Consider the following 26,097-nt stretch of genomic DNA (forward strand, 5'->3'; position numbering starts at 1 on the left):
GTGAATAGTCAGGCTATTTGGCAGGGAGTGCTGGGTGAAATTGAGGTTTCAATTCCGCCATCGTCATTTTCGACCTGGTTTAAGTCGACCGAGCTTGACATTATATCTGCTAATGAGGTGGCCGTCCTATCACCCAACCCCTTCGTGTTGACACAGCTGGAAAAACGCTACTATCAGCGCATCGCTGACGGCTTGAAGCGAAGCGGCCTTGCGGTCTCGACGATTCATTTTCGACCCAAAAAAACAGCTGCTCGAAAGCAGCGCCTCAGCCGTGATGAACCAAATTCAGCGGCCGCCACCCAACCGATCATCAAGCAGTCTAAAAAATCAGCAACCAACCTCAACCCGCGCTATACCTTTGACAACTTCATCGTTGGCTCGAGTAATGACTTGGCGCACGCCGCCTGTCAAGCAATTGCCGCTAGTCCTGGCACCAAATATAACCCGCTTTATCTCTATGGCGGTTCGGGGCTTGGCAAGACCCATTTAATGCAGGCCGTTGGTAACGAGATTATTAAGCGCCAACCCTCCGCCCGCGTACTATATACCACCACCGAGACCTTTGTGAGTGAATTTCTCGACTCGATTCGCTTCAAGAAAAAAGGATTTTCCGATAAATATCGTAACGTCGATGTCCTGATCGTTGACGATATGCAGTTTATCGCCAATAAGGAAAAAACTCAGGACGAGTTCTTTCACACCTTTAACGACCTACACCAAAACGACAAGCAAATTATCATCAGCTCTGACAAGCCGCCCAAAAGCATCCCTACCCTGACCGACCGCCTGCGCAGTCGCTTTGAGTGGGGCATGACGATTGACGTGCAGATGCCCGATTATGAAACTCGCTGCGCTATCGTTACTGCCAAGGCCGGCCTGAGCAATGTCGAATTATCCGCTGATGTCGTTGAATATCTCGCCACCAATTTCAAGACCAATATTCGCGAACTTGAGGGGGCGCTCAATCAACTCCTCGCCTACGCCGAGATGCAGAACATCACGCCCGATGCCGAAACCGCCGAGGGGCTGCTCGGTAATATCAAGCGCTCTCGCCCGCAACATATCACCGCCAAGCAAATTATCGACAAAACTGCTCGCCACTTTGGCGTTGAGGTCAAGGATGTGTGTTCACCAAAGCGCGATAAATACATCATGCAGCCACGCCAAATTGCCATGTACCTGCTGCGCAGCGAGCTCAAGATGAGCTTTCCAAAAATTGCCCAAGAGCTTGGCCGCAAAGACCACACCACCGCCATTCATTCGGTTGACAAAATTAGCAAGGAGATGCTCATTAGCGTCAATGTTCGTGAACAAATTAACGACATCCGGGACAAGCTCTATGTGTAAAACCTGGGTAAAACGTGCGCGTAACCAGCGACAAACTTGTGAACGACTATCCACTAATCTGGTTATCATCAAATGGGCTAAGCAGCATCACGTGGATAATCGGCGTCTTGTCCACGACACCATACCCAGCAAATCCACTATCTTTTCCACTGACACAATACCACTACTACCCCTGTCCGAATACGATCTTTACCCAGTTTCCACAGTACCTATTATTACTAACTACTGAATAAAAATAAGAAAAAGGATTATAATAAGAATATGAAGCTCACCGTCACCCAAGAAAACCTCGCCAGAGCCCTCGCTAATGTCGGGCGCATCGCCGCTAGTCGTAACGAACTGGCGATACTGAATAACATTTTATTACGAACCGATGGCTCTCGGCTGGTCGTAGCGGCGACGAATCTGGAGATCGCCTCTACCCAGTATGTTGGCGCCAAGGTCGAGAGGCCCGGCTCGATAACTATCCCAGCCCGACTAGTGAGCGAGTTTGTCGCCAGCCTGCCAAGTGGTACGGTCGAGTTGGAGGTTAAGGACGAGCATCTACATCTGACCGCAGACAAGTTTTCATCCGTTATTAATGGTGTCGTGGCGGATGAGTTTCCGGAGCTACCGACAGTGGATGAGCAGACGGCGGTGCGACTGGATATGAGTGCCGATGAGCTAAAAAAGGCAGTTTCGCAAACCATTATCGCGACGTCTAGTGATGCCACGCGGGCGGTGTTAACTGGTGTGTACTGGCATACCTATAATGGTGAGTTGTATCTAGCGGCCACGGACGGTTATCGGTTGGCGGAGAAACGGCTGATGAGATTTGACGGTGAAATTACCGCCATCGTGCCAGCATCGACACTCCAGGAGGTGCTGCGGAGTCTCGATACCGAAACAAGTGACGTAAGTTTGTTTTTTGATGAAACACAGGTCGGGTTTCGGACGGATCATCTAGAGATCGTGAGTCGGCTGATCGATGGCAAATTTCCCGACTATCGTCAACTGATTCCTAAACTCGCCGAGACCGAGGTGGTAATTAGAAAAGCCGATTTCCTGCGCATCACCAAGGTTGCCAGTCTCTTTGCGCGCGAATCGGGTGGCGGCATTACCCTCAAGGCTAGTCACGAGCAAGCGCTACTATCAATCCATTCAATTGCTTCGGAGCTCGGTGAGAATACCTCTGAGGCTAGTGCCGAGGTGTCGAGCGACGGCGAGATTACGCTCAATTCTCGTTATCTGATCGAGTCACTTGGCGCCACTGATGGCGAGACTGTCACCTTCTCGTTTAACGGCAAACTGTCGCCATGCGTCATCCGCGAGCAGACCCCCACGCCAGATTGTATGCATATTGTTATGCCGTTGAAGCGCTAGGTTAGTTAAGTGATCGACCGTCTTGAGTAATGGCAATTCGTCGATTATTATTGTAATCAATAGTGATATTGTAGGCTAATTTATCCTCAACAGTAACAGTAAATGATAGCGTATTTTTCCCTGTCGATGTATTACGTGTAATATGTTTAATTTTTGTTTGTGTGGCGATGCGTGATAGTTTATGGTCATAAGAATAATCACTCATGATTAGCTTTTCAATGTAGTCAGTGTCATTGCCGGTTAGCTGGTCGGACAAAGAGTTGTCATACTGGTCTTTTTCACCACCCCAGTTTATGACTAAGTATGGGCTTCGTAGTCCGCGCATTCGTGAAAAGTCATCATTACAGCCAAAATAACCGTATATTAGCTGATCGGTTGGTAGACACGAAACGGTTGTGCCATATTGATACTGAGCATCCTCGTCAAGATTGGTTTTTTGTGACCACGTATATTCAACGAGATACGACTGCTGTAAGCTTTTAATATCAACAATGAAGTTAACGGTGTGGATGTCTTTCGCTTGATCGTGAGTCTGCTTAAATGACCCATCACGAATAAGGATGTCTTTAATGGAATTGTCCGGCAAATTGCCAGCGTAATTGTTACGGATGGCAGTATATAATGCGTGACGGATTGTTTCGAGGGTTTTAGCGTCGGTCGGTTTACCATTTGTATATGTACTGAGATTTTCGATATGCATTTCTCCACCAAGAGGGTTGCGTAGCAGTAGTATATAGGCAACCGTAGTGATAATAACAACACCAATAAATCCTAAGGTGATGAAAATTAGCTTTTTATTATAGTGCAACATTGCCACCACCTCCACCTGTGCTTGCTCCAACATAACTAGCTACTGCCGTCATATCAACCTCTGGATAGGCAAACTCGTCCGGAAGATGTCCGAGCCAAGTTTTTGGATCGTTAACCTTGCCCGTAAGAATAAAGCCAGATCCACCACCTCTTTGTGTGCCATCACCACGGCCCCTACCTGAATTACCACAACTTGCATGGCCGACAATAACGTTGTCGCCCTGAATGCCGAGGACGACTCCGGTATGACCATAGCGTCCACCAGACCAACTAAACACGGCGCCGACCTTTGGTGTTTTGCCGGTCGGTAGCTTTCGAGCGTTCCTTAAGTGTTTAACGACGTGTTCGCCATTACCCGTGGTGCCGAGGTTTTTAGTTGAAGTAAATTTCTCAAGGAAGAATACAGAGAACGACACACAGTTTGACCCCCCGCCATTACAAGTATTCCATAAGTAGTCACCCATAGCCTTGCGGCTCTCATTGTTTTTATTTTCGCCATAATTCATCATGAACTTCTTTGCCTGCTCTTCGTTGAGACCACCTTCAGAAATAGTACCGCCTCCGCCCCCATTACCATCACTACAGTTAGTAGCGGCACCAGAAGCCGCTGCTGCTGCGATAGAAGGATCTGGCTCCCAGCTCATGGCCTTGTTAGCATAAGCTGCGCGAATATCGGTTCGTGGGATACCAGCACCAAAGAACTTCTTTACCATAATAGAGGTTGCCTCGTTTACGTTGCCCGAGGCTGTCATTTCGGCAAGAACGTTTTTACGCGAGGTCGGTGCAAGGTTCTGAAGCTGCCACCAGACGATAGCTAGTTGCACCTCGAGGCTAGTAACGTCACCCTGGACGCCAGCCTGCTGTTGCCAGTAAAGAACAGCTACGCCCGGGTCCCATTGGGCGATTCCCCAGGCGTCGCCCATACCAGCCGGTTTACTCGGGTTCCATGGGTGATACTTACCGCCGGCCTTGAGCGGATTTGGCTCGGAGCCTTTATTTTGACGAAGAATTGGATTACCTTTTGACTCCTGATATAAATTACCAACGATTGCTGCTGCAACAAACTTTGGCGCACCTTTGGATATAAAGTAATTAAATGCTTTCTTTAGATTATCTTCACCGACCAACTCTCCTGCGGCATCGCCCGCCCGCTGTGCAGCATTTGGTGAACAGTTTGTATCTTCAGAATTATTACTAAAAAGGATACTATTGTCTTCAAATGTCGCGCGCAGTTGATCGGTATTTAGTTCGGCAAATACCGGTGAGCTCCCAAAAAGCAGCGAAATAATTGATATAATAATAGCGACTCTTTGCAAGGCTAATTTTCGTTCCATAATTTCCTCGCTCGCTCTCTCGCGTTATCCGGTAGTATGTTACCACCAGCTTCCCGCCACGCCTCCCTGCCGGTTGAATATGCGATGAGCTGTAAATTGCCGTGATCATCTTTCTTTAATATGACATATAATGTGCGCGATGGATTGGTAGTTGCAACATTGGCAGCAATTGCTTTCAGAAAAATCCACTCATTTTCGAAGTCAATTTTTTCGAGAAATGTTTGTCGCGGTGTTGTCGTAACTTGTAGGTTGGTAAAAGCAGCGGAAGTCGATTCACGCAATGTTTTTTCTGGGATTGTAAGATTTTTAGTTGGTCCTGGATTTAATGGAGTGTTGTTGCGGATAACAACTAGAATAATGACGATTATCAGTGCGATCGCTGCAATACATAGCCCAGCCATAATCGTCAACGACCGCCTATCGTCACGTGGCTGCTGGGAGTAATAACTCATGTTATCTATCATAACGCTACTGGCTCCCCACTTGCGGTTCGAATGGTGATGGCGTTATCCGCGATAGTGAACTGCACGACATACGCGGTGGTGTTGTTAACAGTCACGGTGAATGATATTACCCTTTCGTCAAAAACTGCATTAGTAATCGCTCCAGACACAAGGGTGTCAGAGGTCGCATGTTTACTTACGTAGTGGCGAAGAATTGCTACAACGAGTGAATTTTGGGTGTCATCATTGATGAATGCGGCCAGTGTTTTGTTGGCACTATTCTTTGTATCCCACCCGCTGAGGATCAGCTGCTGCGCTGTTGGCTGGCCACTGCCGCCGGTTGGTCCCTCGTACTGTTTACCCTCTGATTGGTTGTTACTAGGCGATTGCGGTGGGGTCGATGGGTTGGCGGGTGGTAGCAGCAGAATGACGACAACGACTGAGGCGGAGAGTATGATGAATGATAACGTAGCAATAATTGCTGTTTTGTGTGCTAAAAGAAACTCTCTCACGATGACCGTCCTCCAACTTTTTTCGGTCCAGTGATCACCCACATACCTGTTGTGCCATCATTCTCTTCATTTTTACCCTTGTCTGCCTTTTCACCAAAGTGAAATTCGCTCGCCGCAAAGCCGGCTTTATTTTCGGTGTTGGAGCGCTTATTCGGGTCACCAACGAGGAACTTACCGTCAGCAGTTTTTCCGCGAATAAACATAATGTGACCACCCTGGATAAACGGTGTTTTCCCGCCAACTGATATAAGAACTAGGCCACCTTCGGACAGACCTCTTGAGGCATTCTCGGCGCTTGGCTGTACTTTCTTGATCGTAATACCGAACTTATCCTTAAATAGCTGAGCTTTACTTTCCCATATCCAATTCGAACCACAATGCTCACCACCCCTCTGGCCATCGTTTTGATAGAAAAACTCAGCCATTTTTTCTGGATCAACGGTTGTATTGCCGACAGTCGAGACGATAGCAGCCATAGAGGTTGGCGCGCAGCCACAATCACCAATATTACCAATGCCGTATTTTTTATTCTTCCATGGCTCTTCTGACTGATAGTACATCTTAATTTGGTCGAGATTTTCGCCGGTTTGGGAGTTTGAGGCGCTATTAGACTGGTTGCTGCCGACAAGCTCTTCGTCGTCTTCGCCGTTAATGGAATTTTGGATCTGATAATCCATCAAGAAGACGGAGATGGCAGCAAGGGCTTTGCCGTCAGCAGTATCAACGGAGCCAAAGTCGGTGTCAGCGCTTGTCTTGCCATTTTCACCTTCGACAACAGGGCGATAGCCGCCACTGGAGATCTTGCCAGTACTTTGCCTGGTACTAGATTCATCAAGGACGCAGCCGGCCATATTGGTTGAGTATTCTGCCGAACTGACATCGCTACAAGACTCAATAAACGACTTTAGTGGGGTATTGTCTTTTATATATCCTTTACTGACCAATGCCTCAATGTCGTCTTCTTTTTCTATATCAACACTTTCATCGATCCACCCAGCCTTTGCCAGGATCTCTCGTGCCTCCTCAACACCCATATCATCCTGCTGTTTGGTGAAGCCTGTACACCCAGCGCCGGCAAAGTTCACTGCCGGGGTAACGTCGCGGCCATTAACCTCGGACTTTAAGCCAAAGTCTTCGGCGTAACCACAGTAATTTGCCGAGTAGTTATCGCTCGCATTGGCGGTGGCTCCAAATGAAAGCGCCATTGCTGGGAGGTGGATGATATTAGAGAAGATTGATGCGAATGAATTATTGTAACTGCCAGATTGGAGCATCATCTGACGTAGGTTAAAGGTAAGGCTACCAAGGAATGTGTGGCGACTAGAGGTGTCGAATGGGCTGAGTGAAGCGAGGTCATATTCACGTTGTTGTCGCTCGTTAGCGAGACGAACTTGATTAAAACTAGAGAGGCCTTTTTTAGACAATACCGGCAGATGTTTTGCTGAGTTTGCTGCTGCAAAAAATGCACCAGCCGATGTTCCGAGCATATCACCAAACTCCTTACCCTTAGCATTCGCAATGTCATTATCGCCAACAATGGCTTTGAATATCGCCTGAACAGCTGCACTTGTGGCCGCTTTGGTTATTTCGCCTATAATGACAGAGGTAATTTGAGAGATTGCAAAATCACCTACTGCCTTGACAATACCGCCGATAAGTGTCGGCGCTGCTATGGCCGTCGCTGCTGCATCGACGGCCATAGCAGAATACATAGCCTGGTCGCTCATGATGACGTTGCAGGCGCCCTTAGTGGCATCTTTATATTGATACATCGCTTGGATGGCTGGATGACGACGAACTTTAAGTCCGGGTGCAAATTTTTCAGATAGTGGAACTTTATTTTTATTGACGCCCATAGCAGAGAGCAGGAGTGGTGAATCAAGGGCTGACTCGGCTTTACCATTACTGCCTTTGTGGCGAGAGGTTAACATTGTGCCAACAAACTCCATACCAGCAGCAGTCATTGCGAAGCGCGGATCAAGGCCTGAAGCCTTTTGTTGTGATCCTGGTGAGAGAACGATATTAGCTATCGGTGGGATAAGTGCCGCCATTTGCGCTCCAGCGACACCGCCAACGATAAAGTCGGGCACATGTCCAGCGATACAGGCACCTGTTGCGAGGGTATAGGCCGAGCCGGCACGCCGCGCACGCTTCAGTTTTTTGTCGGCATGCGCCTTGGCTTTGTTGCCCGACTCTTCAATGTCCGATTGGTTTACTTTATCGTCAGCACGATATTCTTCGGATGGGGTCTTCTTTTTTTCACCGTCAGAACCGGTTGGGCCTTGATTTTGTCGGTTATTCTTTTTGTTTTCTTCGGCCCACGTGGCCGCTCCCCCGTTTCGCTTTATGCGCTTAAACTTACTAAAGAACTTTTTGGCGAGATATTTACTTGACCAAACGCGAAATCGCATGTTAAATGCACCGGATCGACCAAGGACTTTGGCGGCAAGACCGCGGTTTTCTTTGGCACTTAAAAAACCTGGCAGATCCTGGGCCTTGATATGTTTACCGTCAACGATGAACTTTTCTGGGTTACCACTGGGGTAGCCAAGCCTTTTTAGATTAAGCGGATTGCCTTTAGCATCGGCCGCTACAACGCCGTGCTTTGCGAGACGTCGTAGGCCTTTGTTCGAAATCGTGCCGGCCTTGCACTTCATCTTTTTACTGTTACAGACACCAGGCTTTGTTATCATGTTCGCCAAGTTTTTTGCGAGACGCCGTTCAGAGACAACTGAACTAGAATCGTTGCCAAGGGTTAGGTTTTCCATGAGGTTGATGAGCATTGATGTCGGACCAAACACCGAAGCCAGCAGACCACCGCCAACACCAAATAATATCATTAAACCAACAATACCGCCGCGTTTTTTAGCAAGAGCAATGAGCTTGGCACCTCGACCCTTAGGCTTGTTCCGCTTGGAGCCTCCCGGCTGATAAAAACCACGTTGTGGTCCTTGATTTGCAGCACTGTTCTCTTCGTCTGTTATTTTTTGCGCGGCAGCTTCAATGTTGGTATCTCGATTCGCCTGGTAGCCGAACGGGTCATTTTCAAGGCCATCATCTCGTAGACCAGCCTCTATCTGGTCAAGCGCTGCCTGTTCACTAGCATTCAGTCGCTCCGATGAATCATCGTGTAGCTCAAACGGATTTGCTCGCCCATCAGCATCGGGATCGGTCGTGGTGTCAAATCGCGGCGGTTTTGTTGCTGTTGCCATATGCCTCCAATTATACTACACTGCTCCGTACCCGCCGAGTGGTGTTTCTGATGGTAGTTGGTGTCGAGAGATCGGCGAGGTGTTGATCAGTTCGTATTCGGTGTCGCTAGCCTGGATCTGAATGTGAACGTGGTTTTGCCCGGCAAAGAATAGCCCTTGGCCCACGGGGAAATTGGCGAGGCGTTTTTGCTCTTCCTCGGTTAGCTTGAAGACGCTAGAAAGGACATCAACGGCGCTGGTTGACTGCTTGAGCAGCAGCTGCATCGACGAGTTGGCGACGATGGCCCGACCCATCTTGCTACCCATAAAGTCCTCGACGTCCTGGGTGATGGTCGTGAGACCCAGCTGGTATTTGCGGGCGCGCTTGGCGAGAGAAAACAGGAAGTTAGCTGAGTCGTCGTAGCGCATCAGCTGCCAGGCCTCATCGACGATGAGCATGCGCCGTTTCTGGTCGGTACGCGTAATGTTCCAGATGTGATTCAGTACAATATACATAGCGATCGGCCGCAGCTCGTCCTCAAGGTCGCGGATATTAAAGACCACCATGGTGTTATTGATATCAATATTTGATTGCTGACTAAAGATACCAGCGAAAGTACCGGAGGTAAATTTGCGCAGCCGCTGAGCGAGGCTCGGCCCGGTGCCGCCCATATGAAGCAATGTATCGTAGAGGTCGGCGATAGTTGGCGGTGTCGAGTGATGTGTCAACGGGTCAGCGGTGATGCCGACGCGGGCGTACGTATCAATCAGCGCTTGGTCAATATCAGCCTCCTCGGCGGCCGTCAGTCCAGCGATAATCTGTCCGCCCGCTGTTGTCTGTGAGCCGCCCAGCATCTGTCGTAACAACCCGTGCAGCGTCACCAAATTCGCCCTCAGCGCATCGTCCGCCTCATCGGTATCAATCACTCGCGGTAGATCAAACGGATTGATGCGGGTATCGCTGTTGAGGCTCAGTCGAATGTAGCTACCGCCGACGGCGTCGGATAATTTCTGGTATTCGTTTTCTGGGTCGATAATCACGATGTCTGAACCAAGCATCATGCTGCGCAGCGCCTCCAGCTTGACTGTGAACGACTTACCGGCACCAGATTTCGCGAACACCACCATATTGGCATTCTCGAGGGAGAAGCGGTCAAAAATCACCAGGCCGTTGTTATGCATATTGATACCATAGAGCACGCCCTCGCCGTCGGTCAGGTCAGCCGAGGTAAACGGAAAGCTGGTGGAAATAGCGCCAGTATTCATGTTGCGGCGAACCTGGAGCTGGTCGGTCAGTTGCGGAATGGTGCTGTTGAGACCCTGCTCTTGTTGGGCCGAGGCAACCTTAGAGAATACTAGCTGCTGGCCAAAAATTGTCTCAATCTTGTGCTGGATAAAGTTGAGCTCATCAATACTGTCGGCATAAATCGTAATGTAAAGGCCAAAGCGGAAGAACTTTTCCGAGCCGATCTGTAACTGGTTACGCAGCTCCTCGGCGTCCTGTAATGCCGCTTCCATCGCTGGGTCGCGCACCTTGCCCTTCTCAGAGTTGATGCTGAGGCTGGCCTCAAGCTGCGTCACTTTCTTGCGCAGGTTGTTGAGCACCACCTGGGTGTCAACTGGATAGATGAACATGCTGATATCCAGCACCTCGTCGATATTGATCACCGAGCTGAGCCAACCGGTGTATAACTCGCGCGGATAGCCATAGACGTACATGGTGCGACCGTACTTTGAGCCGAGACGGAAGTGGTCAGACTTGAGCTCGAGGCTGCTTGGGGCGATGAAGTCGCGTAGGGTTCTCACGCCAGTGAGAAAGGCCTGCTCAACCTCGGCCTGCTCGCGGGCCCGCTGTTGGGCGGCGATATCAATGGCGTCCAGCTTCTTTTTCCTAGCCATGTCGTGCTCCTCCATATCCATGTGGCGATTCGCCCTGTCCCTTGCGAACATAGGTCGTTGCTAGTTCATCGGCACCAACACTGAGTGGCTGCTGTGGCGCCACGTCAGGGTTGTATGAGCTGTAGAATAATTCGCCCAGCTGTTTGGTATTAAGCTGCGCGCTCTTTACGCCCATCTGAAACAGCCCGCTCATTACCGAATCAACTCGGTTCTTAATTTCATCCTTGGCCTTTTCGTAGGCGGTTTGTTCAATCTTGGTGACGGTGTTGTCTTTCTTGCCGCCGAAGAAGCTATCGAACAGACCCTTGGCCTGCTGTTTAATAACTTGCATGTCGCCACTCTGATAATACGGCACAACGATATAAAAATCCTTATCCATAATATTGGCTTCTTGGGCGAGGACATCGATGAAGTTGATGTAGTCATCCATCAGCACGTTCAGGAGCATATTGTCTTGGTTGCGGCGAATGTCAATCAGCCGGTCGATGTACGGCCCGATGTCAACGCGCCGTGAGCGAATGAGCACTTGAACCGGAAAATATAACGAATTAAGGAAGTTTTGGTAGCTAAACTCAATTCCCTCACGCTCACGGCCACTCATCAGGTCAAAGTTAATTGATTGACACTGAACAATCGCCCGAAAGCTGCCGTCGTTCATGATGATCATGTTCTCGCGCATCTCAGAAAATAGCAGCGTATTCTGGGTGCTGGTCGGGCCTTTTTGTTGAGGTTTTGCCTGGTTAGTCGGCTGCTTGGCGGGTTGTTGTGGGGCTGGCTGTGGTTGGTTGGGCTCGGGTGTGGACGGTGGGTTGGGGGCTGGTTGTGCCGCGGGTTGTGCGCTTGGCATCGGTTGTGGCTGGGCTGGCGCCTGTGGTAATTGCTGTGGCAGCGGGCTGAATTGATCGGGGTACTGAGCGTACGGTGAGGTTGGTTCCGTAGAGACTGGGTCAGGCCCAGAGGCGATAACCCCCGGCATGGTTGGCGGATTTGATGGTGCACCAAACTGTGGTGCAGCGGCTGCATCTGGTGGATAGTGATATGGTTGCTGTTGCTGATTTGGTTGCATAGACATCCCACCTAGTGAAGCGAAATCACGACTTCCTTATCATGTTCTTTTTGGATGCGACCGGCCTCTCGTTGCAGTGAGGCGACCGACAGATCGCTGTGATTACGCGCTAGATCCATTATAGCAGGCGAGACGGGTGCTGTGCTAGGGGGCGCCTGGTCGGTGTGAGTCGTCGCGGTCGTCTGCTCGCTGATGGGCGTGATGATAGACTGCTGCATAGTTGGATAGGGGTTGAAGGTCGAGGTTTGTAGCGAGTAGGCTTGGTCGTCTTGGCTGTCTTGGGTGGTCTGGGTGGTTGGGGTAGTTTGGGCTCGCTGCATTTGCTGGACAATTTTATCATGGCGTCTTTCGTCGGCTCGCTCAATGAGTGTTTCAAAGGCGCGGGCTGTCTTGCTACTTGGGTCGAGCGGGTCTTGGGCGGTTTGGGCCTCGTTGTACCAATCCGCCTGCATCGAACTATTCATCACCGAGCTGTTTGGATTATCGACACCGCGCACCGACCAACCGTGCGTGTCCACCAGCGTCGCCAGATACGACAGCCGGCGATTGACCTCGGCCTGGTCATACCCCTTGCCGTATTGCTTTTCCTCAACCCGCGGGGCGATCACCTCGACCATTCGCTCAATACCATCGGCTCGCCACAGTCGCTGCTTGGGCTTGAGGATGAACGAAATAACCGCCGCGAGGTACACCTCCATCGGTTGATCCTTGCGCAGCGGCAAGGCTAACGCCCCGAAAAACAGTGCAACCGGCACCGGGATAATCGCCAGCGGCGGCAGCACCGAGAATAGCCCCCACGCCAGCGCAATCATGCCGATCGCGACGATCAAGAAAATAAACTGCTTGAAACTAAACGGCCCGAGCAGCTTGTCTTCAGCTTCCACATCCTGGGGAACTTTGTAGACAGCCATTGGGTACTATTATAGCAGATTTTGAATGCCTTTGAGGGCGTCTCCCTGCTCACGACTATATCGGCCCCTGTATAGCTTATCAGTTAAAACAGTTGTAATGCTCTTGTTAAGGAATTTCTTCGCCTCTGGTGTCAGTTGTGCGGCAATATTATGCTTCTGCATCATATCAAGCGTATCCTCAAGGAACACCGCGTCACTTGCCAGGGCTTTGTCAGCACTCAACTTACCCTTCTCAAAAGCCTTTATCATATTGCGCACCTTGAAGGCGTCACCAGTATCCTTGATGGCATTGGCCTGTATATCAACACACTCCGATCCACCTAGCCACCATGGTCGTGCACTATTGTTTTTCAGCGCAACACCAAGCTCCTGAGCGAGGTCGTCTGTCAAATTGTTCATCTGTACCTTGCTGAGCATATCAAGCAGTGGTTTAGCACCACGACTGCTTGCGATCTTGCGACCAGCCGCATTCCTGATATCGTCAGTTGCTGGGATATTGCCAACAGCATTGCCGCCGATGAGGCTTACTGTATCGGCATCGCTCACATTGCTGCCGTTAAGGATAGCAGTGGCGTTCTTGACCGATTCTTCATAGGCGGCACTCACCGTTTGAGCGGCAGCAGCGGCGGCGCGCCGCGACCCAAGGTCATCACTCATACCTGGAATTGATGCATAGTAAGCGTCCTCGATACCACCAGCGGCCGATCGAAGTGCTGCGCCGGTATTGTCATCACGCATGGCGCGGGCGAACTGATCATTAAGGACGCGATCGATACCACTCTTGCGCAAACCTTGAACCGCTAGAGTTTGATGTGAATCACGTGCTCGTTGTACAGCCTCTTGGACTGCGGTGTTATCGGCAACATTTTCTGGCAATTCCCCGTGTCCAGTCTGAAGTGCCGTAAAGCGATTGTCGAGCACCTGCTTCTCGGCATCAACCATCTGACGAATGGACCGTGATTGGAAATCCTGAACGATAGCCGCCTTGTCAGTACTTTGATGCGCATTCCATGCTGACTGCAGCTTCCCTTCGGCGATATTTTTATCTTCTTCAACAGAGCGCCTAAACTGGTCAAGCTTTCTGTAGCTGGCGGTTTCGGTGCGCTGTACGTTTGACTGATTACGCAGCCCCTCTAGCCTATCCTTACGGTTTTGTGATGACTGCGCCAGTCTGCGTCGCCATGCCGTTGGGGTAAATTTGCTATTTGGACGTTTGTTGAGTTTTTTATGTTTCGTAATCTCGCTCTGCTCTTTTGCCCAGTTCTTAGATCGGTCGAATAATCCCTTACTGCGGTCATTGACGAGACCGGTGAATTTACCGAGGAGTCCGCCGCCCAACTTAATCATCAACGGTGTTAGGGCGAGTGGCGCGATCTGGACTGCCATACCGAGGATATACATCACTGCCCCGTTCGGTCCCGCGGCGTTTTGCATAATGACTGAGCCCGCCAGCTGTGCCCCACCGAAGGCAGCCGCAAACCCCGGGAAGAATATTAGCATCGTCAAGAAGACGTCCTTCCACTTGTCAAACCACTTCTCCGTACCCGGTAACAAATAAGCCACAAAAGCCAACGGCGAAATGATAATCAAAATAACGATCAACGCCTGACGGGCGGCCATAATGATAACAACGAGAAGAATAACAAGTCCAATACCACACAAAAGCGGCACAACAAAAGGAAGTAGCTCGGCTCGCATATGGAGCCCCGCAGCCAACGCCGCACCGCCAGCGGCACCTCCCAAAATCTGGAAGGTAACCTCTTGCCAAGTCATTGGTTCAGATGCTGGTGCCGATCCGCCCAGGGTGGCGACTGTGTTACGAATATTCATGAACATGTCCTGGAGCGCACTTCCGGCGATGTTTGACAGGTCGAGGAGGATGGCGCAGACGTGGAACGACAAATTGACTAGTATCGCCGCGACAATCAACCGAGGCAACATCTTTTTGATGCCATAATTGGAGATGCCCATAGAAGTAACTTGTGAATAAATAATGACTATGAACATGACGATAAAGATACCGTTGGCGATATTGCGAACGATATTCCAAGCCAGAAAGATGCCACCGGTCTGATTACCCGTCTGAAGCGGTGGCACCACGAGGAAGCTTTTAAGCACCCCAAACATCCAGTCGATGGAGCTAGCTAACCACGCCGAAACGGGACAAAGGATCCAGCCGATACCGCCAGCAACTTCACACGAAGACGCAGAGTTTTGGCTCGGTGGGTCAATTGATAATGTGGTCGATTCTTTCTTTGTGTAAGTGTTTGGCGCAGTATACGTGAACGTCGTTAGGGACACCGAGGTCATCGATCCGAGGTCACCTGTTGACGGAAAGTGAATTACGCGAACGTCTTGATTATTGGCTACAGTTTTCTTTGACATGTAGACCACTTGGTCAGACCCTAAGTTGAGGACCTTTAGTTTGTCGACGTCGGAAACTCGCTCAAATGTCTCGTTGTCGTAGGATATTTTGCTACTATCCCACTTTGCGTCCGCCGCCAACGCCTGGCCTGAGGTTACGACCGTACTCAAAAAAACACTGACTAGGAGGCCCACCGCCAGCAATATAAACCATTGCAACCATCGCATCGACGATCGCCCTTGTGAACGTAACCACTCCATTACTGGCAATGGTAGCATTTTTATAGAGAAAAGTCAATAGTTTTTAGCTGGTGGCAGGTGGATTATTGTTTCGATTATTGCGATTATTTTGATTATTTGGCGGTGCTGAAGGTGGGGATTGCGGTGGAGCCGGCCCTCTCCCTGTTCCGGCAACGAATGTTCTCCCCGTCGGGGTGTCTGACGAGACCGCCTCGGTGATATTGTTAATTTCTACCGTAGAATTAATCGCATTTTTGACATCATCTGCTGTTACGCCACTCATATCGTGTGGCACTTGTAGCTCCTGAGGTTCGGCTACTCTATCGCTGTTTCGTATATTTTCAAGCTCTTTGCGCGCACTACCTGATATCGAGGTATTGATACGTTTATTGTCAAGCACTGAGGCTGCCCTCTCGGCGGAGACACCGACCATTTTCTGGCCGCCCTTGGTGAATTCAGTTTCACCAGCGACCTTAATTGCACTGGATGTCTGTCGTGCCAATTTTTCATCACTTAATCCGCTGACTCCCTTGGCGGTCAGTTCGGCCATTTGTTGCTGGCTAAAGCTGACCGAGGTTGCCCCGTTCTGTTCCATTTGGTCAATGGCCGTTCTACCCATTTCAAACAGGCCGGCATGGTCATCTTTCATTCTGGTGAGGGTTTCCGCCATGCGGCGGTTGCTGATAGTTCCACCACCCTGGAGATACTCGTACATTTGTTCGGCACCGTGCTTACCAGTTGACTCTAATTTTTTAAAGGCAATGTGTTTAAGTATCTCATTGTCTCCGGCGCCCTTCAGTGCAGCGGCTGCATCGCCGTTGTACCGATAATCAAGCATACGCTCTGCTGTCTTGCGCTCTTCGTCGTCCACGGCATCTTGACCCTCGGCAGCACTGCGAATACCATAATCTCCTCCGAGGAAGCGGTTATTTGCTAAAGCGCTCTCGTTAAATCTTTTGCTGAGCCGAGACTTTCGATTTCTCCAGAGTCTATCTAGGGCTCCGGTGCCCTCCCATGCTCCGGCCCGCATGAGGGCCTTGCGGCGCTGCTGTCGCTGCTTGCGAAACTTTTGCATCTCGCCAAGCCGTGAGTTATCGTATGCACCTTTTGCCCAGTTTTTGGCGCTGCCACCGAGGCCACCGAGGCGACCACCGGCGTTGTTGATGTGCTGGCCGATCGCCCCAGCGACATCAATGGCTTTTTTGAGAACGCTCCACACGGCGATGAGCGGCAGAACTTTGATCAGCTCACCAACGATTTGCATGACCGTATTATCAGCATCTGTAGCTCCCGCTTTAACAATTGATCCCGCCAAGATACCACCACCGAATAGCAACCCAACGATTGGAAAGACCATGAGTAGCCCCACAAAGGTTGAGCGCCATTTACTAAAGAATTTTTCGGTGTTTGGTAGCAAGAAGGCAACAAAAGCCAGCGGTGAGATAACGATAAGGATGACGATGAGAGCCTTGCGGGCGATCAACAGGGCGGCGATAGTCACCATTACGACCAGTCCGGAAACAAGTGCTCCGATTAGAACCGCAAGAGCGAGAACTGCGGCCGTAGCCCCAGCGAGGACGGTTAATGCTATGCCTCCCCAGGTTTCGCCTCCTTGTCCTGACTTTAGGACACTATTAGCAGCACTAATACCGTCACCGATACCACCCAGACCTGCTCGTAGGCCGTAGCCAAGGATATTAGATAAGTCAACGGCAATTTGACAGATGTAAATTGATAAGTTCACCAAGATTGCGGCGATGATGAGCCGTGGCAGCATCTTTTTGATGCCGTAGTTTGAGATGCCAAAGCCAGTGAGCTGTGAGATGATGATTGCTAAGAACATAATGATAAACGCACCATTGGCAATGTTGCGCATGATCCCCCAGGCTGCCTGTACCTCACCTCCAGAAGCAAGGCCCGGCTCAATCTTTAGGAAGTTGTCGGCGATCATGGCGAAAGCCGCGTCTGCTATACGTGCCATAAAATTAATCACCGGGCAGACGAGCCAGCCGAGTTCCTTAACGGCGCAGTCGGGTCTGTCGTCATTACCATTATCGCTTTGACCGGATGGGGTGTCGGCGGTTATATTAGAGAGAGAGCTTTTTATGTCGTCTTCAGAATACCCTGATTGTTTTTTCAGACAATCAACATATTCACTAGAGTTTGCCACGTTGCCATTCGACGGCATCTTATCCTTACAAGCGTTCATCCAGCTGTCAACTTGTTGTTTACATATTTGCTCCGCTGGCCCTCCGACGCCTCCGCCGTTTTTCTCGATACATTTTTTTAGGAGAGCGTCATAAACGGCCTTGCGGGTATTATCGGCGGCTTCGGTTTTTGCTGATTTTGCGGCTGCTTCAGCGTTGTCTGATGCCCACTGTGCAATCTCCGCACATGACATCTCTGTTTTTGCACCACCAGAAGGACCATAAGGCGAGTCAGCTCCATGAAACATACGAACCCTTTTACCTGCATCCGGGAGATAAAAATATCCATAAGCTGCCGTACTGTCAGTTAAAGCAACCGCTGTTTTTTTATTGCGCTGATCGGCCTTTATGTCATTACTTGCGGCGTCATCCCCGCTATCATATCCTCGCCACTCGGCCTTACAACCAGCGTTTTGGGCCGACAAGAGTGCCGCCATCGCCGTGGAATAATTAACCAATGCCGAGTCGAACTTTAGGCTTTTACCAGCCTTTTTTTCAAGAACCTGAATTGCGTACGCGCCCCTGTCCCTTGGTATATTCCACCTACCACCGCTGTACTCACCCTTGGTAATATTGCTAATACAGTCAAGGCCGGCGTTATCTCGCCACTCACCCTTTAGCGCGCAGAACATGTCGGTAAAAGAACTGTAGCCAAATGTGTCTCGTGTGGCGGACACTAGTTCTTTACAGCTAAACTGCCCATCGTCACCGTCGGCAACTGGACCGACGGTAGTAATAGTGGTGAAGCTGCCGCCCCAATCACCGCTGGCAATTCTTGCTGGGGTGAGTCCACTATCAAATCCTTGACGATGACTAATACAGTTGCTCATAGCCAACGCGAGAGAGCGCTGTTTGACTTGAGTGAGGTATGGTGAATAATCAAGGCGCGCCCGAGCTGCACTAGCGGTCGGCGACAGCGCAAAAAACGTCATGAGCATCGGAACGACTAATAGTGCGGCAAGTCCGATTAGAATGGGGCGAATACGTTTATGCGGGGTTTTCTTTTGCGCAAGCATTATGTGTAGTATAGTATCATGCTTATGCTATAATTTCAAAAGAGAAGCCCCGAATGACCTCTCTTTTGAAATGTTATTTATTGTGGTGATGCGGCCATGTCTCTTAATCAATCAAGAGTAGACTTAAGATCGCTAACCTCGTTATCAACGATTCGCCACAATCCATTGTCTATTACAACCCTCCAGGCCATACCAAGAATTGTGCCGGTGGTTTCTGCTTCGGTAAAAATCTGGAGCCCTTCTGTTGGTAGTGCTTCGCCAGTCTTTGTATCCACAACGGGTTTGGCACTACAAAACCTTGGCTTAAGAATCGGAAACATATTTGAGCCGGGCACTTTATGTTTGTAGCCCAATTTTTCTTTCTCGTCTTTAGCCGCTAGAAGCGTCGCTATGGCCTTTTTGCCGTCGTACTCTGGGCCTGGTATCTTTCCATTGCGCAACATATCGTTCAGGACGGATATTCTTAACTCGGGATTGCCATAGATTGCCGCGGATGCTACATATCTTGCAAAGTTAGGGTCCCACGGGCCAACATCAAAAGCCGCGACCACAGGAAGAAATAGCTTGCCCGCGACTTCTTCGGGGGAATCTGTTGGTGATGCGGGTTTTCCGTAAAATTCACCAGGTTTAATCCCCGTTGATGGATTATATAAACTATTGTTTGGGTTATGTATGATTCCCCACGCCTCTGCAAGAAGAAGTTCTTCCCTACACGGTGACAAGCGCCCTTCGTTCGTAAGTCCAGCAAACTCTTTGGGGGTCATGTTTGCATACTTTTCTCTAACCTGCTTATATCTTTTTTCAGCCAAGTCTTTTGGATCAATAGTCTCAGACGGTGATGGTGAGGCGGATGGTGACTCTGATGGTGAGGCGCTCTGTGTAGAGTAATCTGGGGGAACGGCTATTCGATCTCCTTTACCACAACCGGCAAGCAGCATAGCTGCTCCAGCTGCTCCGCCAACCAGTCCGGCCAACACTCCGCGACGAGATAAGTCTTTTGTTTCTAATGAACTACTTGGGTCATAGCTTTCACATGAACGTGCCATAACGCTTGGAGTCCTTTCTCTGGCCGGTGGCCAGTCATAGAGTAGTTTTAATCCACCTCAGAGTAGATAAGTTAAACTCTGAATAGTATCATTGTAACACATTCTGTAAATTTAGCAATACCCTAACGGCAATAAAGTAAATAAAAACAGCCCTTGCTCTACAAAGATGGGCTGCTCGGGTAGTAACATTCTCATTCTGGCGCGCCCGACCGGATTCGAACCGGCGATCTCCTCCGTGACAGGGAGGCGTGATAGGCCAACTTCACTACGGGCGCATAACTTTCCGTATGATAGCAAACTTTTATGGCTTTTTCAAGAAATCGTTTGCATTTTTCCTGCCACTATTTTACAATTTAGGGTAAGAGATCCGTTATGACAAAAAGAAATATTTTCATCACCGCTATCTTTCTCGCAACCATTATCTGCGGCGTCGTGCTGTCTGGTATGCCTGCGTTCGCTGATACTGAATGCGGCGGCGCAAAGACCTCGATCATTAATTGTAGCGGTGCGACTGGTGATGCTGCTATTCTCGGTATCATCAAAATGGTTATCCAGATCATGACTGCTGGTATCGGTATCTTGGCGGTCGGTACGGTGATATATGGCGGTATTCTCTACTCTGCGTCTGGCGGTAGCCCAGACAATATCAAAAAGGCCAAAGAGCTCTGGGTCAACACCGCCATCGGCCTCATCATATTCGCGTTTTTTGTGGCTATCACTAACTTCCTGATCCCGGGAGGGGTGTTCTGATGAAGCATATTGTGATCGCGCTGGGGCTGATGATCGCAGGGTCGCTGATGTTGTCGGTGGTTCAGGCAACGCCGGCCAGCGCGGCCTGTGGCGGCAACATCTTGACGCTCAAGCCGTGGTACGACGGGCTGACCAAGTCGGATTGTAATCTCAAGGCGATCGTCGACAATAACGATAAGCGCGCCCAAAACGACCCGGGTAATTACGCCACGCTCAACGGCTTTATCTGGCGGGCGATATTGAATGTTGTCGAGGATCTGTTGCAGCTGGCGGGCTTTGTGACGGTCGGCTTTGTGATATACGGCGGCTTTTTGTACTTGACGAGCAATGGCGAGCCGGGACAGATGGCCAATGGCATGAAGACGGTGATTAATGCGGCGATCGGCCTAGTGATTGCTATTGCCTCGGTGGCGCTGGTGAATGTCGTGGCTGACGGATTGGGGTTGCCGCGATCATGATGCGATTCGTAGCCGGTGTATTGGGGTCGCCAGATTCGCTGGGCATTCCGACGAACAGTGCTTCAGCGGATGCACTGGGTAACATTCTCAATACGGTGTATTTCTTTGCCGGGGCGATCGCGATTTTGATGTTGGTGCTGGCCGGTATCAATTACGCCAATTCGGGCGGCGACACTAACAAGCTTACCAAGGCGAAAAATACCATCCTCGGTACCGTTATCGGCATCATTATCATCCTCTCCGCATTTCTCATAACTAACTTTGTCATTAGTGGCATGAAAGGATCGGCAATATGAAAAAACTCGTAGTCATTATCGGTGTGATAGCGGCGCTCGTTGCCCCACTAGTGGTGGCATCAAGTGTATCCGCCCAGAGCGTCGACATTTACGGCGCCTGCTCGGGCTCCAGTGGTGAAGTCTGTAAAAACCGTGGCGCAACGGTGCAGCCACTGTTCAAGAACCTCATCAATGCTATCTTGCTCATCCTCGGTGCCATCTCTGTCATCATGATCATCATCGGTGGCTTTCAGTATGTAACCTCGGCCGGCGACTCTAACAAGGTCAAAACCGCCAAATCGACCATTATGTACGCGGTGATCGGTGTCGCCGTCGCGCTTCTATCGTATGCTATCGTTGACTTTGTGTTTGGCAAAATATAAGAAAAAAGGAGAAATGTATGAAACGATATAGAAAAACCCTCGTAGCCGCCGTTTTGTCAGTAGCGGTTGCTGCCGTGGCCGTCGTAATGCCGATCACCCTGCCGTCCGCATCGGCCCAGTTTCAGAGCGGTTTGGATGCAGCTCGAACACAGGAGATGAGCACGAAACCTATCGGTACCACCATTGGCGAGGTGGTTAATATCTTTCTTTACTTTGTCGGTGCGGTGGCGGTTATCGTTGTGATCTGGGGCGGTTTTCAGTACATTACCTCGTCAGGCGATAGCCAGAAAGCGACCACTGCCAAAAACACCATCATGTACGCGGTGATCGGTATCGTTGTGGTGGTCATGTCGTATGCTATTGTTAACTGGGTCTTTGGCTTGTTTAAGTAGCTAAATGATGATAGAATAACAGCTGAAACTATATTAACTGGTAAACAAGGAATCAAGAATGAACAAATTAAAACTCATCGTTGTTGGTATTGTGGCTACGCTAGCGTTGGCGTTCGCGACAGTACCAGTGGCCCAGGCACAATACAACCTGGACAAGGGCATCAGCGACTCAAAGGGTGATCGGGTTGCCGAGAAGGTTGACGATCCACAGCAACTAGTCAAGGGTATTGTCAACGGTATTCTCTACTTCGTCGGTATCTTGTCGGTGATTATGCTCATCTGGGGTGGTATTCTTTACACGACATCATCTGGTGACTCGAATAAGGTGACTACTGCTAAAAATACCATCATGTACGCGGTGATTGGTCTGGTGGTGGCGATCTTTGCTTATGCGATTGTTAACTTTGTTCTCACAACGTCGCGCGGTGTAAGTTCATAAGACCGCGTCCTGTCTATGACAAATTCACCCTCGTTTATGGCGAGGGTGTTTTATTCTGGTTGTCTGGCGGCGTCAAACACTATGACGTCAACGGGTCTGGCGAAGGACTACAAGACTTGGATCTTCTTGGCACGTTCTTGTTTAATTTTCTCAAAAGTGATGGTGAGCACGCCGTCTTTGAGTTCGGCCTTGACGCCTTCTTCGTTGACCGCGACGGGCAGCGCCAGGGTACGGCTAAATTCGCCCCAGTAGCATTCTTGGATATGCCAGTTCTTGACATCGGTCTCGTCGCCGCTTGATAGGGTGCCGCTGATCGTGAGGATGCCGTCCGAGATGCTGACATCTAGGTCGTTACGATCAACACCAGCCGTCCGGGCTTTGATAATAAGTTCGGTTTCTGATTCAAACACATCGACTGCCAGCTGCCCCATCAAATCATCTGCTTCGTCCTCCCAATCATCATCAGGGGTGGGCGCTGCGGTAGCCGGTGCTGCTGCGGGTGCGGCTGGTTGCGGCGCGTCATTAGCCAGATCATCATTCAAGAAAGCTGCAGTTAGCTCATCCTCAATTAACAAATCGTCGTTTTTGCGTGCCATGTTTCCTCCGCCTTTATAGGCTGATTGACAATATCATCTATTAGTATAACGGTTATGTGCGCTATAATCAAGAGTGAAAGGCGAAAAAGCGAAAAATGCCTATTGATACGCTATTATCATATATCGCGCCACATTATTGTTATGGTTGTGGTGCGACTGGCTCGCTTTTGTGTCGGTCGTGTCTTGAGGCGGAGAAGCGGCATCATTGTCAGGTCTGCGTTATTTGTGGACAGCCGTGCGCTAATGGCAATGCCTGTCGGCGACATGCCCTGCCCTACGGGGCGCTAGACTGTGTGCTGTGGCGGCGAGGTGCGGTGGCGCGGCTGATTGATGATTATAAGTTTCACCGCGTACGTGCCGCCAGTGGGGTGTTGACTAGGCTCCTAGACGAATTGCTTCCAGAATACGAGGTCTCGACGGTGGTTGTGCCGGTGCCGACGGCCCCTGCCAATATTCGTAAGCGCGGTTATGATCACATGTTGCTGATCGCTCGGCAGTTTGCTCGGCGGCGGGGATTGAGAGTCGAGCGACCCTTGGTCAGACAGACGAATGTGACGCAGCATTATGCTCGCTCGGCGGCTGAGCGTCGAAAGCAGGCGCAGCAGTTTTTCCGCGCGCGTGGCGTTCGGGCCGATGTTCCCTATCTGATCTTGGATGATATTTTCACCACTGGCTCAACGATTGCAGCGGCGGCCCAAACGCTACAAGCGGCTGGCGCGCGGGACATTCGCGTGGGGATTGTCGCTCGCCAGGGGAACGACAAAAAGGCCACTACAAACGACAAATCGAACCCTAGTCGTGATGATACGAACCGCCTCGAGCGATCTCCTGGGCGCGGTACAGCTGCTCGGCGAGAATGAGCCGTACCAACTGGTGCGGAAACACCAGGCGTGATAGCGACCAAACGATGTCGGCTCGCCGGTGAAGCGTCTCGGTAACGCCATACGCCCCGCCAATGATGATGACGATGTGCTGATCGGTATGGTCAAGGATGAGCCGCGATAGTTCTGGCGAGTTCAGGTTGCGGCCACGTTCATCGAGGAGGATGACGAAGTCGTGCGGCCTGAGACGAGATATCAGGCGCTCTGACTCGTCCTGGCGCGCTCTGTCGCCGATTTGGCCGGAATGTGGGATGATGATCATTTCTGCGGCGAATGGCGCTCTAAGGCGCCCTAAAAAGCGCTTAATGCCTGGCTCTACCCAGGGCTCGTGCCGCTTGCCGATGGTGAGAATAGTAATTTTCACGTGCGGGCTTTCGGTGGGGCGTTATTATCATGCAAGATAGCTTCGGCGGTTGCCTTGGCGATTTGGTGGTGGACATGGGTGGTCGGATGGCCCACGTCGTCACCTCCAGTTACCACACCAAGACCAAACGTGGCGCAAGCATCGACGTTCTTTGGCGGCTCGACCAAGGTGATGCGCGGTTCGCGCATGCTGGCGACAACGTCGCGGATAGCTTGATTGACCGTCTCGATAAAGCTGGCGACAAAGTGATTGGTATCGTTATTGATAATCGTTGGACAGATATCGCGTGGCTGGATGGGCGTGGTATAGAGGTTGATGTATAGCTGGGCGTTGGGAGCATGTTCAAGGATGGCGCGGTAGGCTTGCTCGAGCGACTGACGATATTCGTCTGAGTACAGTCGGCGAAAGACATCGATATACATCTCGCTGCGCGTACCACACCGTTCGTGCAAACAGGCGTCGAACACTACGTTGAGGTCAATCATGTTGGCGCCAAGCGTCAGTGTAACAATATCAGTTTCGGGGCTAAGGGCGTTGATTTGCGGTGGCTGGTCGTCAAACTGCTGGTTAGAGATATGCTCTGGCCCGGCGCCACGGCAGGCTACGAGGGTAATGTTACCCGGGGGAATGCCAAACGCTTCGAGTTGCCGCGCATAAGCTTCTGGTGAGCGCCGGCACTCTGTTGTTGTGTCGTCGTAATTCCCTAGCCCTGCCCCGCTGGCGACTGAATCGCCCATGCCAACGACGTAAGTGTGCTTTGCTTGCTCGGGCGAGATGCTCGGGTGGCTGGACGCTGATAGCGCTAATGAAGCGAGGGCCGCTATCGTAGCGACCCCCCGTTTGGCTAATGTTTCTAATCTTTCTCCCATGATATCGTGTCTGGCGGAAGGGGAGGGATTCGAACCCTCGGTACGTGTTAGCGCACGCCGGTTTTCAAGACCGGTACCTTCAACCACTCGGTCACCCTTCCAATTAATCGTAGCGACTGGATTCTGGCGGAGAGAGAGGGATTCGAACCCTCGATGGGTTGCCCCATACCGCTTTTCGAGAGCGGCCAGTTCAACCACTCCTGCACCTCTCCATAAAGCTAATGTGGTACACCCGGCACGATTCGAACGTACGACCTTTGGCTCCGCAAGCCAACGCTCTATCCAGCTGAGCTACGGGTGCATACAGCCTTTCAGACAAGTCCGATTGGCTATAACAAAAATATAAAGAACTTTCAATGCCAGCGGCAATGAACTTTTGTATTCTAGCACACCTGTTAGCTCGGGGCAAGCTATAGCCTGATGATCCGAATGAGCTTCTCCAGCGCATCTGGTGCGATCTCCTGCATTGGCAGCCGCGCCCCCAGCATGTCGACAATGGCCTCGCCTTCGGCTTCAGAAAAATAGATGGTCAGCGCTGGCGAGAACCGCTTGACCGGCAGTAACACTGCCGAGTGCTGATCGCCGTCTTGACCCAGCCCAAAGGCTCGAAACTCACTAAAATCATACAAGCGGTCGGCGACGTAAACCCCCTTGGGGCTGATGGCGTAATTAACCATCACCGATGGTCGCGACCGCAGCAATATGAGTGCCACCGCCATAATCGGCAGCAAAATCGCGAATGTCCAGCTATTAAAAACAAAGATTGCCAGCGCCATCAGGGCAAGCACTACGAAACCAACAGCGACATACCAGCCAGTCGTGCGGTGAGCCTGTACGCCCTCGGGGGCCTGCCAGGCGATGGGCTGCGATAAGTCAGTCACCGGCTGGGCCGCGTCTTGCTGGGTGTTTTCAGTGTCGGTTACGTGTGGCTGCTCTTCCATA

General features: G+C 50.7%; 23 protein-coding genes, 4 tRNA genes and 1 pseudogene. 9 read left to right on the forward strand and 19 right to left on the reverse strand.

The window, feature by feature from the left end:
* Nucleotides 1-1,347: a chromosomal replication initiator protein DnaA gene (dnaA, locus tag GWK74_00005; GenBank protein ID QHU89927.1), complete on the forward strand. Its 1,347-nt coding sequence runs from the start codon at nt 1-3 to the stop codon at nt 1,345-1,347.
* Between the two features lie 261 nt (nt 1,348-1,608).
* The gene (gene dnaN, locus GWK74_00010; protein ID QHU89928.1) at nt 1,609-2,709 is read left to right on the forward strand and encodes a DNA polymerase III subunit beta; all 1,101 of its coding nucleotides are present in this window, start codon (nt 1,609-1,611) and stop codon (nt 2,707-2,709) included.
* Between the two features lies 1 nt (nt 2,710).
* On the opposite strand, the gene GWK74_00015 is transcribed toward dnaN, so the two are convergent.
* From GWK74_00015 to GWK74_00070, 12 genes and pseudogenes are all read right to left on the reverse strand, one after another.
* Complete coding sequence (locus tag GWK74_00015; GenBank protein ID QHU89929.1) at nt 2,711-3,520, reverse strand: hypothetical protein; 810 nt, start codon at nt 3,518-3,520, stop codon at nt 2,711-2,713.
* On the reverse strand, nt 3,507-4,853 hold the full coding sequence (locus GWK74_00020) for a CHAP domain-containing protein (GenBank protein ID QHU89930.1): 1,347 nt from the start codon (nt 4,851-4,853) through the stop codon (nt 3,507-3,509). Before GWK74_00020 ends, GWK74_00015 begins: the two co-directional genes overlap by 14 nt.
* The gene (locus tag GWK74_00025; GenBank protein ID QHU89931.1) at nt 4,838-5,305 is read right to left on the reverse strand and encodes a hypothetical protein; all 468 of its coding nucleotides are present in this window, start codon (nt 5,303-5,305) and stop codon (nt 4,838-4,840) included. Before GWK74_00025 ends, GWK74_00020 begins: the two co-directional genes overlap by 16 nt.
* Nucleotides 5,306-5,313: 8 nt before the next feature.
* Nucleotides 5,314-5,808, reverse strand: a complete 495-nt coding sequence (locus GWK74_00030; GenBank protein ID QHU89932.1) for a hypothetical protein — start codon at nt 5,806-5,808, stop codon at nt 5,314-5,316.
* Entirely contained in the window at nt 5,805-9,020 is a 3,216-nt protein-coding gene (locus tag GWK74_00035) for a hypothetical protein (protein ID QHU89933.1), read from the reverse strand. Before GWK74_00035 ends, GWK74_00030 begins: the two co-directional genes overlap by 4 nt.
* 15 nt (nt 9,021-9,035) lie before the next feature.
* On the reverse strand, nt 9,036-10,898 hold the full coding sequence (locus GWK74_00040; GenBank protein QHU89934.1) for a DUF87 domain-containing protein: 1,863 nt from the start codon (nt 10,896-10,898) through the stop codon (nt 9,036-9,038).
* Nucleotides 10,891-11,328: a hypothetical protein gene (locus tag GWK74_00045; protein ID QHU90831.1), complete on the reverse strand. Its 438-nt coding sequence runs from the start codon at nt 11,326-11,328 to the stop codon at nt 10,891-10,893. Before GWK74_00045 ends, GWK74_00040 begins: the two co-directional genes overlap by 8 nt.
* Before the next feature lie 647 nt (nt 11,329-11,975).
* The gene (locus GWK74_00050) at nt 11,976-12,875 is read right to left on the reverse strand and encodes a hypothetical protein (GenBank protein QHU89935.1); all 900 of its coding nucleotides are present in this window, start codon (nt 12,873-12,875) and stop codon (nt 11,976-11,978) included.
* A gap of 9 nt (nt 12,876-12,884) precedes the next feature.
* Nucleotides 12,885-15,500 (reverse strand): hypothetical protein, encoded by a 2,616-nt coding sequence (locus tag GWK74_00055; protein ID QHU89936.1) that lies wholly within the window; start codon nt 15,498-15,500, stop codon nt 12,885-12,887.
* A 1,300-nt stretch (nt 15,501-16,800) separates the two neighbouring features.
* Nucleotides 16,801-17,070: pseudogene (locus GWK74_00060) on the reverse strand (hypothetical protein).
* A gap of 1,739 nt (nt 17,071-18,809) precedes the next feature.
* Nucleotides 18,810-19,748, reverse strand: a complete 939-nt coding sequence (locus GWK74_00065; protein ID QHU89937.1) for a hypothetical protein — start codon at nt 19,746-19,748, stop codon at nt 18,810-18,812.
* Nucleotides 19,749-19,945: 197 nt separating this feature from the next.
* Nucleotides 19,946-20,023, reverse strand: a tRNA-Asp gene (locus GWK74_00070).
* Nucleotides 20,024-20,120: 97 nt separating this feature from the next.
* Between GWK74_00070 and GWK74_00075 the strand changes: the two genes are divergently transcribed.
* From GWK74_00075 to GWK74_00100, 6 genes are read left to right on the forward strand one after another with little or no spacing between them, the layout of a single operon-like run.
* Nucleotides 20,121-20,498 (forward strand): hypothetical protein, encoded by a 378-nt coding sequence (locus tag GWK74_00075; GenBank protein QHU89938.1) that lies wholly within the window; start codon nt 20,121-20,123, stop codon nt 20,496-20,498.
* Nucleotides 20,498-20,956 (forward strand): hypothetical protein, encoded by a 459-nt coding sequence (locus GWK74_00080; GenBank protein QHU89939.1) that lies wholly within the window; start codon nt 20,498-20,500, stop codon nt 20,954-20,956. Before GWK74_00075 ends, GWK74_00080 begins: the two co-directional genes overlap by 1 nt.
* The gene (locus tag GWK74_00085) at nt 20,953-21,252 is read left to right on the forward strand and encodes a hypothetical protein (protein ID QHU89940.1); all 300 of its coding nucleotides are present in this window, start codon (nt 20,953-20,955) and stop codon (nt 21,250-21,252) included. The genes GWK74_00080 and GWK74_00085 overlap by 4 nt, the downstream gene beginning before the upstream one ends.
* Nucleotides 21,249-21,614 (forward strand): hypothetical protein, encoded by a 366-nt coding sequence (locus tag GWK74_00090; GenBank protein ID QHU89941.1) that lies wholly within the window; start codon nt 21,249-21,251, stop codon nt 21,612-21,614. The genes GWK74_00085 and GWK74_00090 overlap by 4 nt, the downstream gene beginning before the upstream one ends.
* Before the next feature lie 17 nt (nt 21,615-21,631).
* Nucleotides 21,632-22,006, forward strand: a complete 375-nt coding sequence (locus GWK74_00095; GenBank protein QHU89942.1) for a hypothetical protein — start codon at nt 21,632-21,634, stop codon at nt 22,004-22,006.
* Nucleotides 22,007-22,064: 58 nt separating this feature from the next.
* Nucleotides 22,065-22,445 (forward strand): hypothetical protein, encoded by a 381-nt coding sequence (locus tag GWK74_00100; protein ID QHU89943.1) that lies wholly within the window; start codon nt 22,065-22,067, stop codon nt 22,443-22,445.
* A gap of 107 nt (nt 22,446-22,552) precedes the next feature.
* On the opposite strand, the gene GWK74_00105 is transcribed toward GWK74_00100, so the two are convergent.
* Complete coding sequence (locus GWK74_00105) at nt 22,553-23,041, reverse strand: Hsp20 family protein (protein ID QHU89944.1); 489 nt, start codon at nt 23,039-23,041, stop codon at nt 22,553-22,555.
* Between the two features lie 293 nt (nt 23,042-23,334).
* Here GWK74_00105 and GWK74_00110 point away from each other — a divergent pair, with 293 nt between their 5' ends.
* Nucleotides 23,335-23,901, forward strand: a complete 567-nt coding sequence (locus GWK74_00110) for a hypothetical protein (GenBank protein ID QHU89945.1) — start codon at nt 23,335-23,337, stop codon at nt 23,899-23,901.
* On the opposite strand, the gene GWK74_00115 is transcribed toward GWK74_00110, so the two are convergent.
* The 6 genes from GWK74_00115 to GWK74_00140 form a co-directional block, all read right to left on the reverse strand.
* Entirely contained in the window at nt 23,834-24,286 is a 453-nt protein-coding gene (locus GWK74_00115; GenBank protein QHU89946.1) for a 50S rRNA methyltransferase, read from the reverse strand. The two genes, GWK74_00110 and GWK74_00115, sit on opposite strands and share 68 nt — an antisense overlap.
* Entirely contained in the window at nt 24,283-25,155 is an 873-nt protein-coding gene (locus tag GWK74_00120) for a hypothetical protein (GenBank protein ID QHU89947.1), read from the reverse strand. Before GWK74_00120 ends, GWK74_00115 begins: the two co-directional genes overlap by 4 nt.
* Nucleotides 25,156-25,166: 11 nt before the next feature.
* Nucleotides 25,167-25,256 (reverse strand) — tRNA-Ser (locus GWK74_00125).
* Between the two features lie 23 nt (nt 25,257-25,279).
* Nucleotides 25,280-25,367 (reverse strand) — tRNA-Ser (locus GWK74_00130).
* Between the two features lie 12 nt (nt 25,368-25,379).
* Nucleotides 25,380-25,456, reverse strand: a tRNA-Arg gene (locus GWK74_00135).
* A gap of 109 nt (nt 25,457-25,565) precedes the next feature.
* Nucleotides 25,566-26,096, reverse strand: a complete 531-nt coding sequence (locus GWK74_00140; protein QHU89948.1) for a hypothetical protein — start codon at nt 26,094-26,096, stop codon at nt 25,566-25,568.
* Between the last annotated feature and the right edge of the window lies 1 nt (nt 26,097).

The organism is Candidatus Saccharibacteria bacterium oral taxon 488 (assembly GCA_010202115.1).
GTDB lineage: Bacteria > Patescibacteriota > Saccharimonadia > Saccharimonadales > Saccharimonadaceae > Nanosynbacter.

Coding starts and splice junctions, on each gene's coding strand:
- dnaN (QHU89928.1), top strand. CDS start 1,609: ATGAAGCTCACCGTCACCCAAGAAAACCTCGCCAGAGCCCTCGCTAAT.
- GWK74_00015 (QHU89929.1), bottom strand. CDS start 3,520: ATGTTGCACTATAATAAAAAGCTAATTTTCATCACCTTAGGATTTATT.
- GWK74_00020 (QHU89930.1), bottom strand. CDS start 4,853: ATGGAACGAAAATTAGCCTTGCAAAGAGTCGCTATTATTATATCAATT.
- GWK74_00025 (QHU89931.1), bottom strand. CDS start 5,305: ATGAGTTATTACTCCCAGCAGCCACGTGACGATAGGCGGTCGTTGACG.
- GWK74_00035 (QHU89933.1), bottom strand. CDS start 9,020: ATGGCAACAGCAACAAAACCGCCGCGATTTGACACCACGACCGATCCC.
- GWK74_00040 (QHU89934.1), bottom strand. CDS start 10,898: ATGGCTAGGAAAAAGAAGCTGGACGCCATTGATATCGCCGCCCAACAG.
- GWK74_00045 (QHU90831.1), bottom strand. CDS start 11,328: ATGGATGACTACATCAACTTCATCGATGTCCTCGCCCAAGAAGCCAAT.
- GWK74_00050 (QHU89935.1), bottom strand. CDS start 12,875: ATGGCTGTCTACAAAGTTCCCCAGGATGTGGAAGCTGAAGACAAGCTG.
- GWK74_00055 (QHU89936.1), bottom strand. CDS start 15,500: ATGGAGTGGTTACGTTCACAAGGGCGATCGTCGATGCGATGGTTGCAA.
- GWK74_00065 (QHU89937.1), bottom strand. CDS start 19,748: ATGGCACGTTCATGTGAAAGCTATGACCCAAGTAGTTCATTAGAAACA.
- GWK74_00075 (QHU89938.1), top strand. CDS start 20,121: ATGACAAAAAGAAATATTTTCATCACCGCTATCTTTCTCGCAACCATT.
- GWK74_00080 (QHU89939.1), top strand. CDS start 20,498: ATGAAGCATATTGTGATCGCGCTGGGGCTGATGATCGCAGGGTCGCTG.
- GWK74_00085 (QHU89940.1), top strand. CDS start 20,953: ATGATGCGATTCGTAGCCGGTGTATTGGGGTCGCCAGATTCGCTGGGC.
- GWK74_00090 (QHU89941.1), top strand. CDS start 21,249: ATGAAAAAACTCGTAGTCATTATCGGTGTGATAGCGGCGCTCGTTGCC.
- GWK74_00095 (QHU89942.1), top strand. CDS start 21,632: ATGAAACGATATAGAAAAACCCTCGTAGCCGCCGTTTTGTCAGTAGCG.
- GWK74_00100 (QHU89943.1), top strand. CDS start 22,065: ATGAACAAATTAAAACTCATCGTTGTTGGTATTGTGGCTACGCTAGCG.
- GWK74_00105 (QHU89944.1), bottom strand. CDS start 23,041: ATGGCACGCAAAAACGACGATTTGTTAATTGAGGATGAGCTAACTGCA.
- GWK74_00120 (QHU89947.1), bottom strand. CDS start 25,155: ATGGGAGAAAGATTAGAAACATTAGCCAAACGGGGGGTCGCTACGATA.
- GWK74_00140 (QHU89948.1), bottom strand. CDS start 26,096: ATGGAAGAGCAGCCACACGTAACCGACACTGAAAACACCCAGCAAGAC.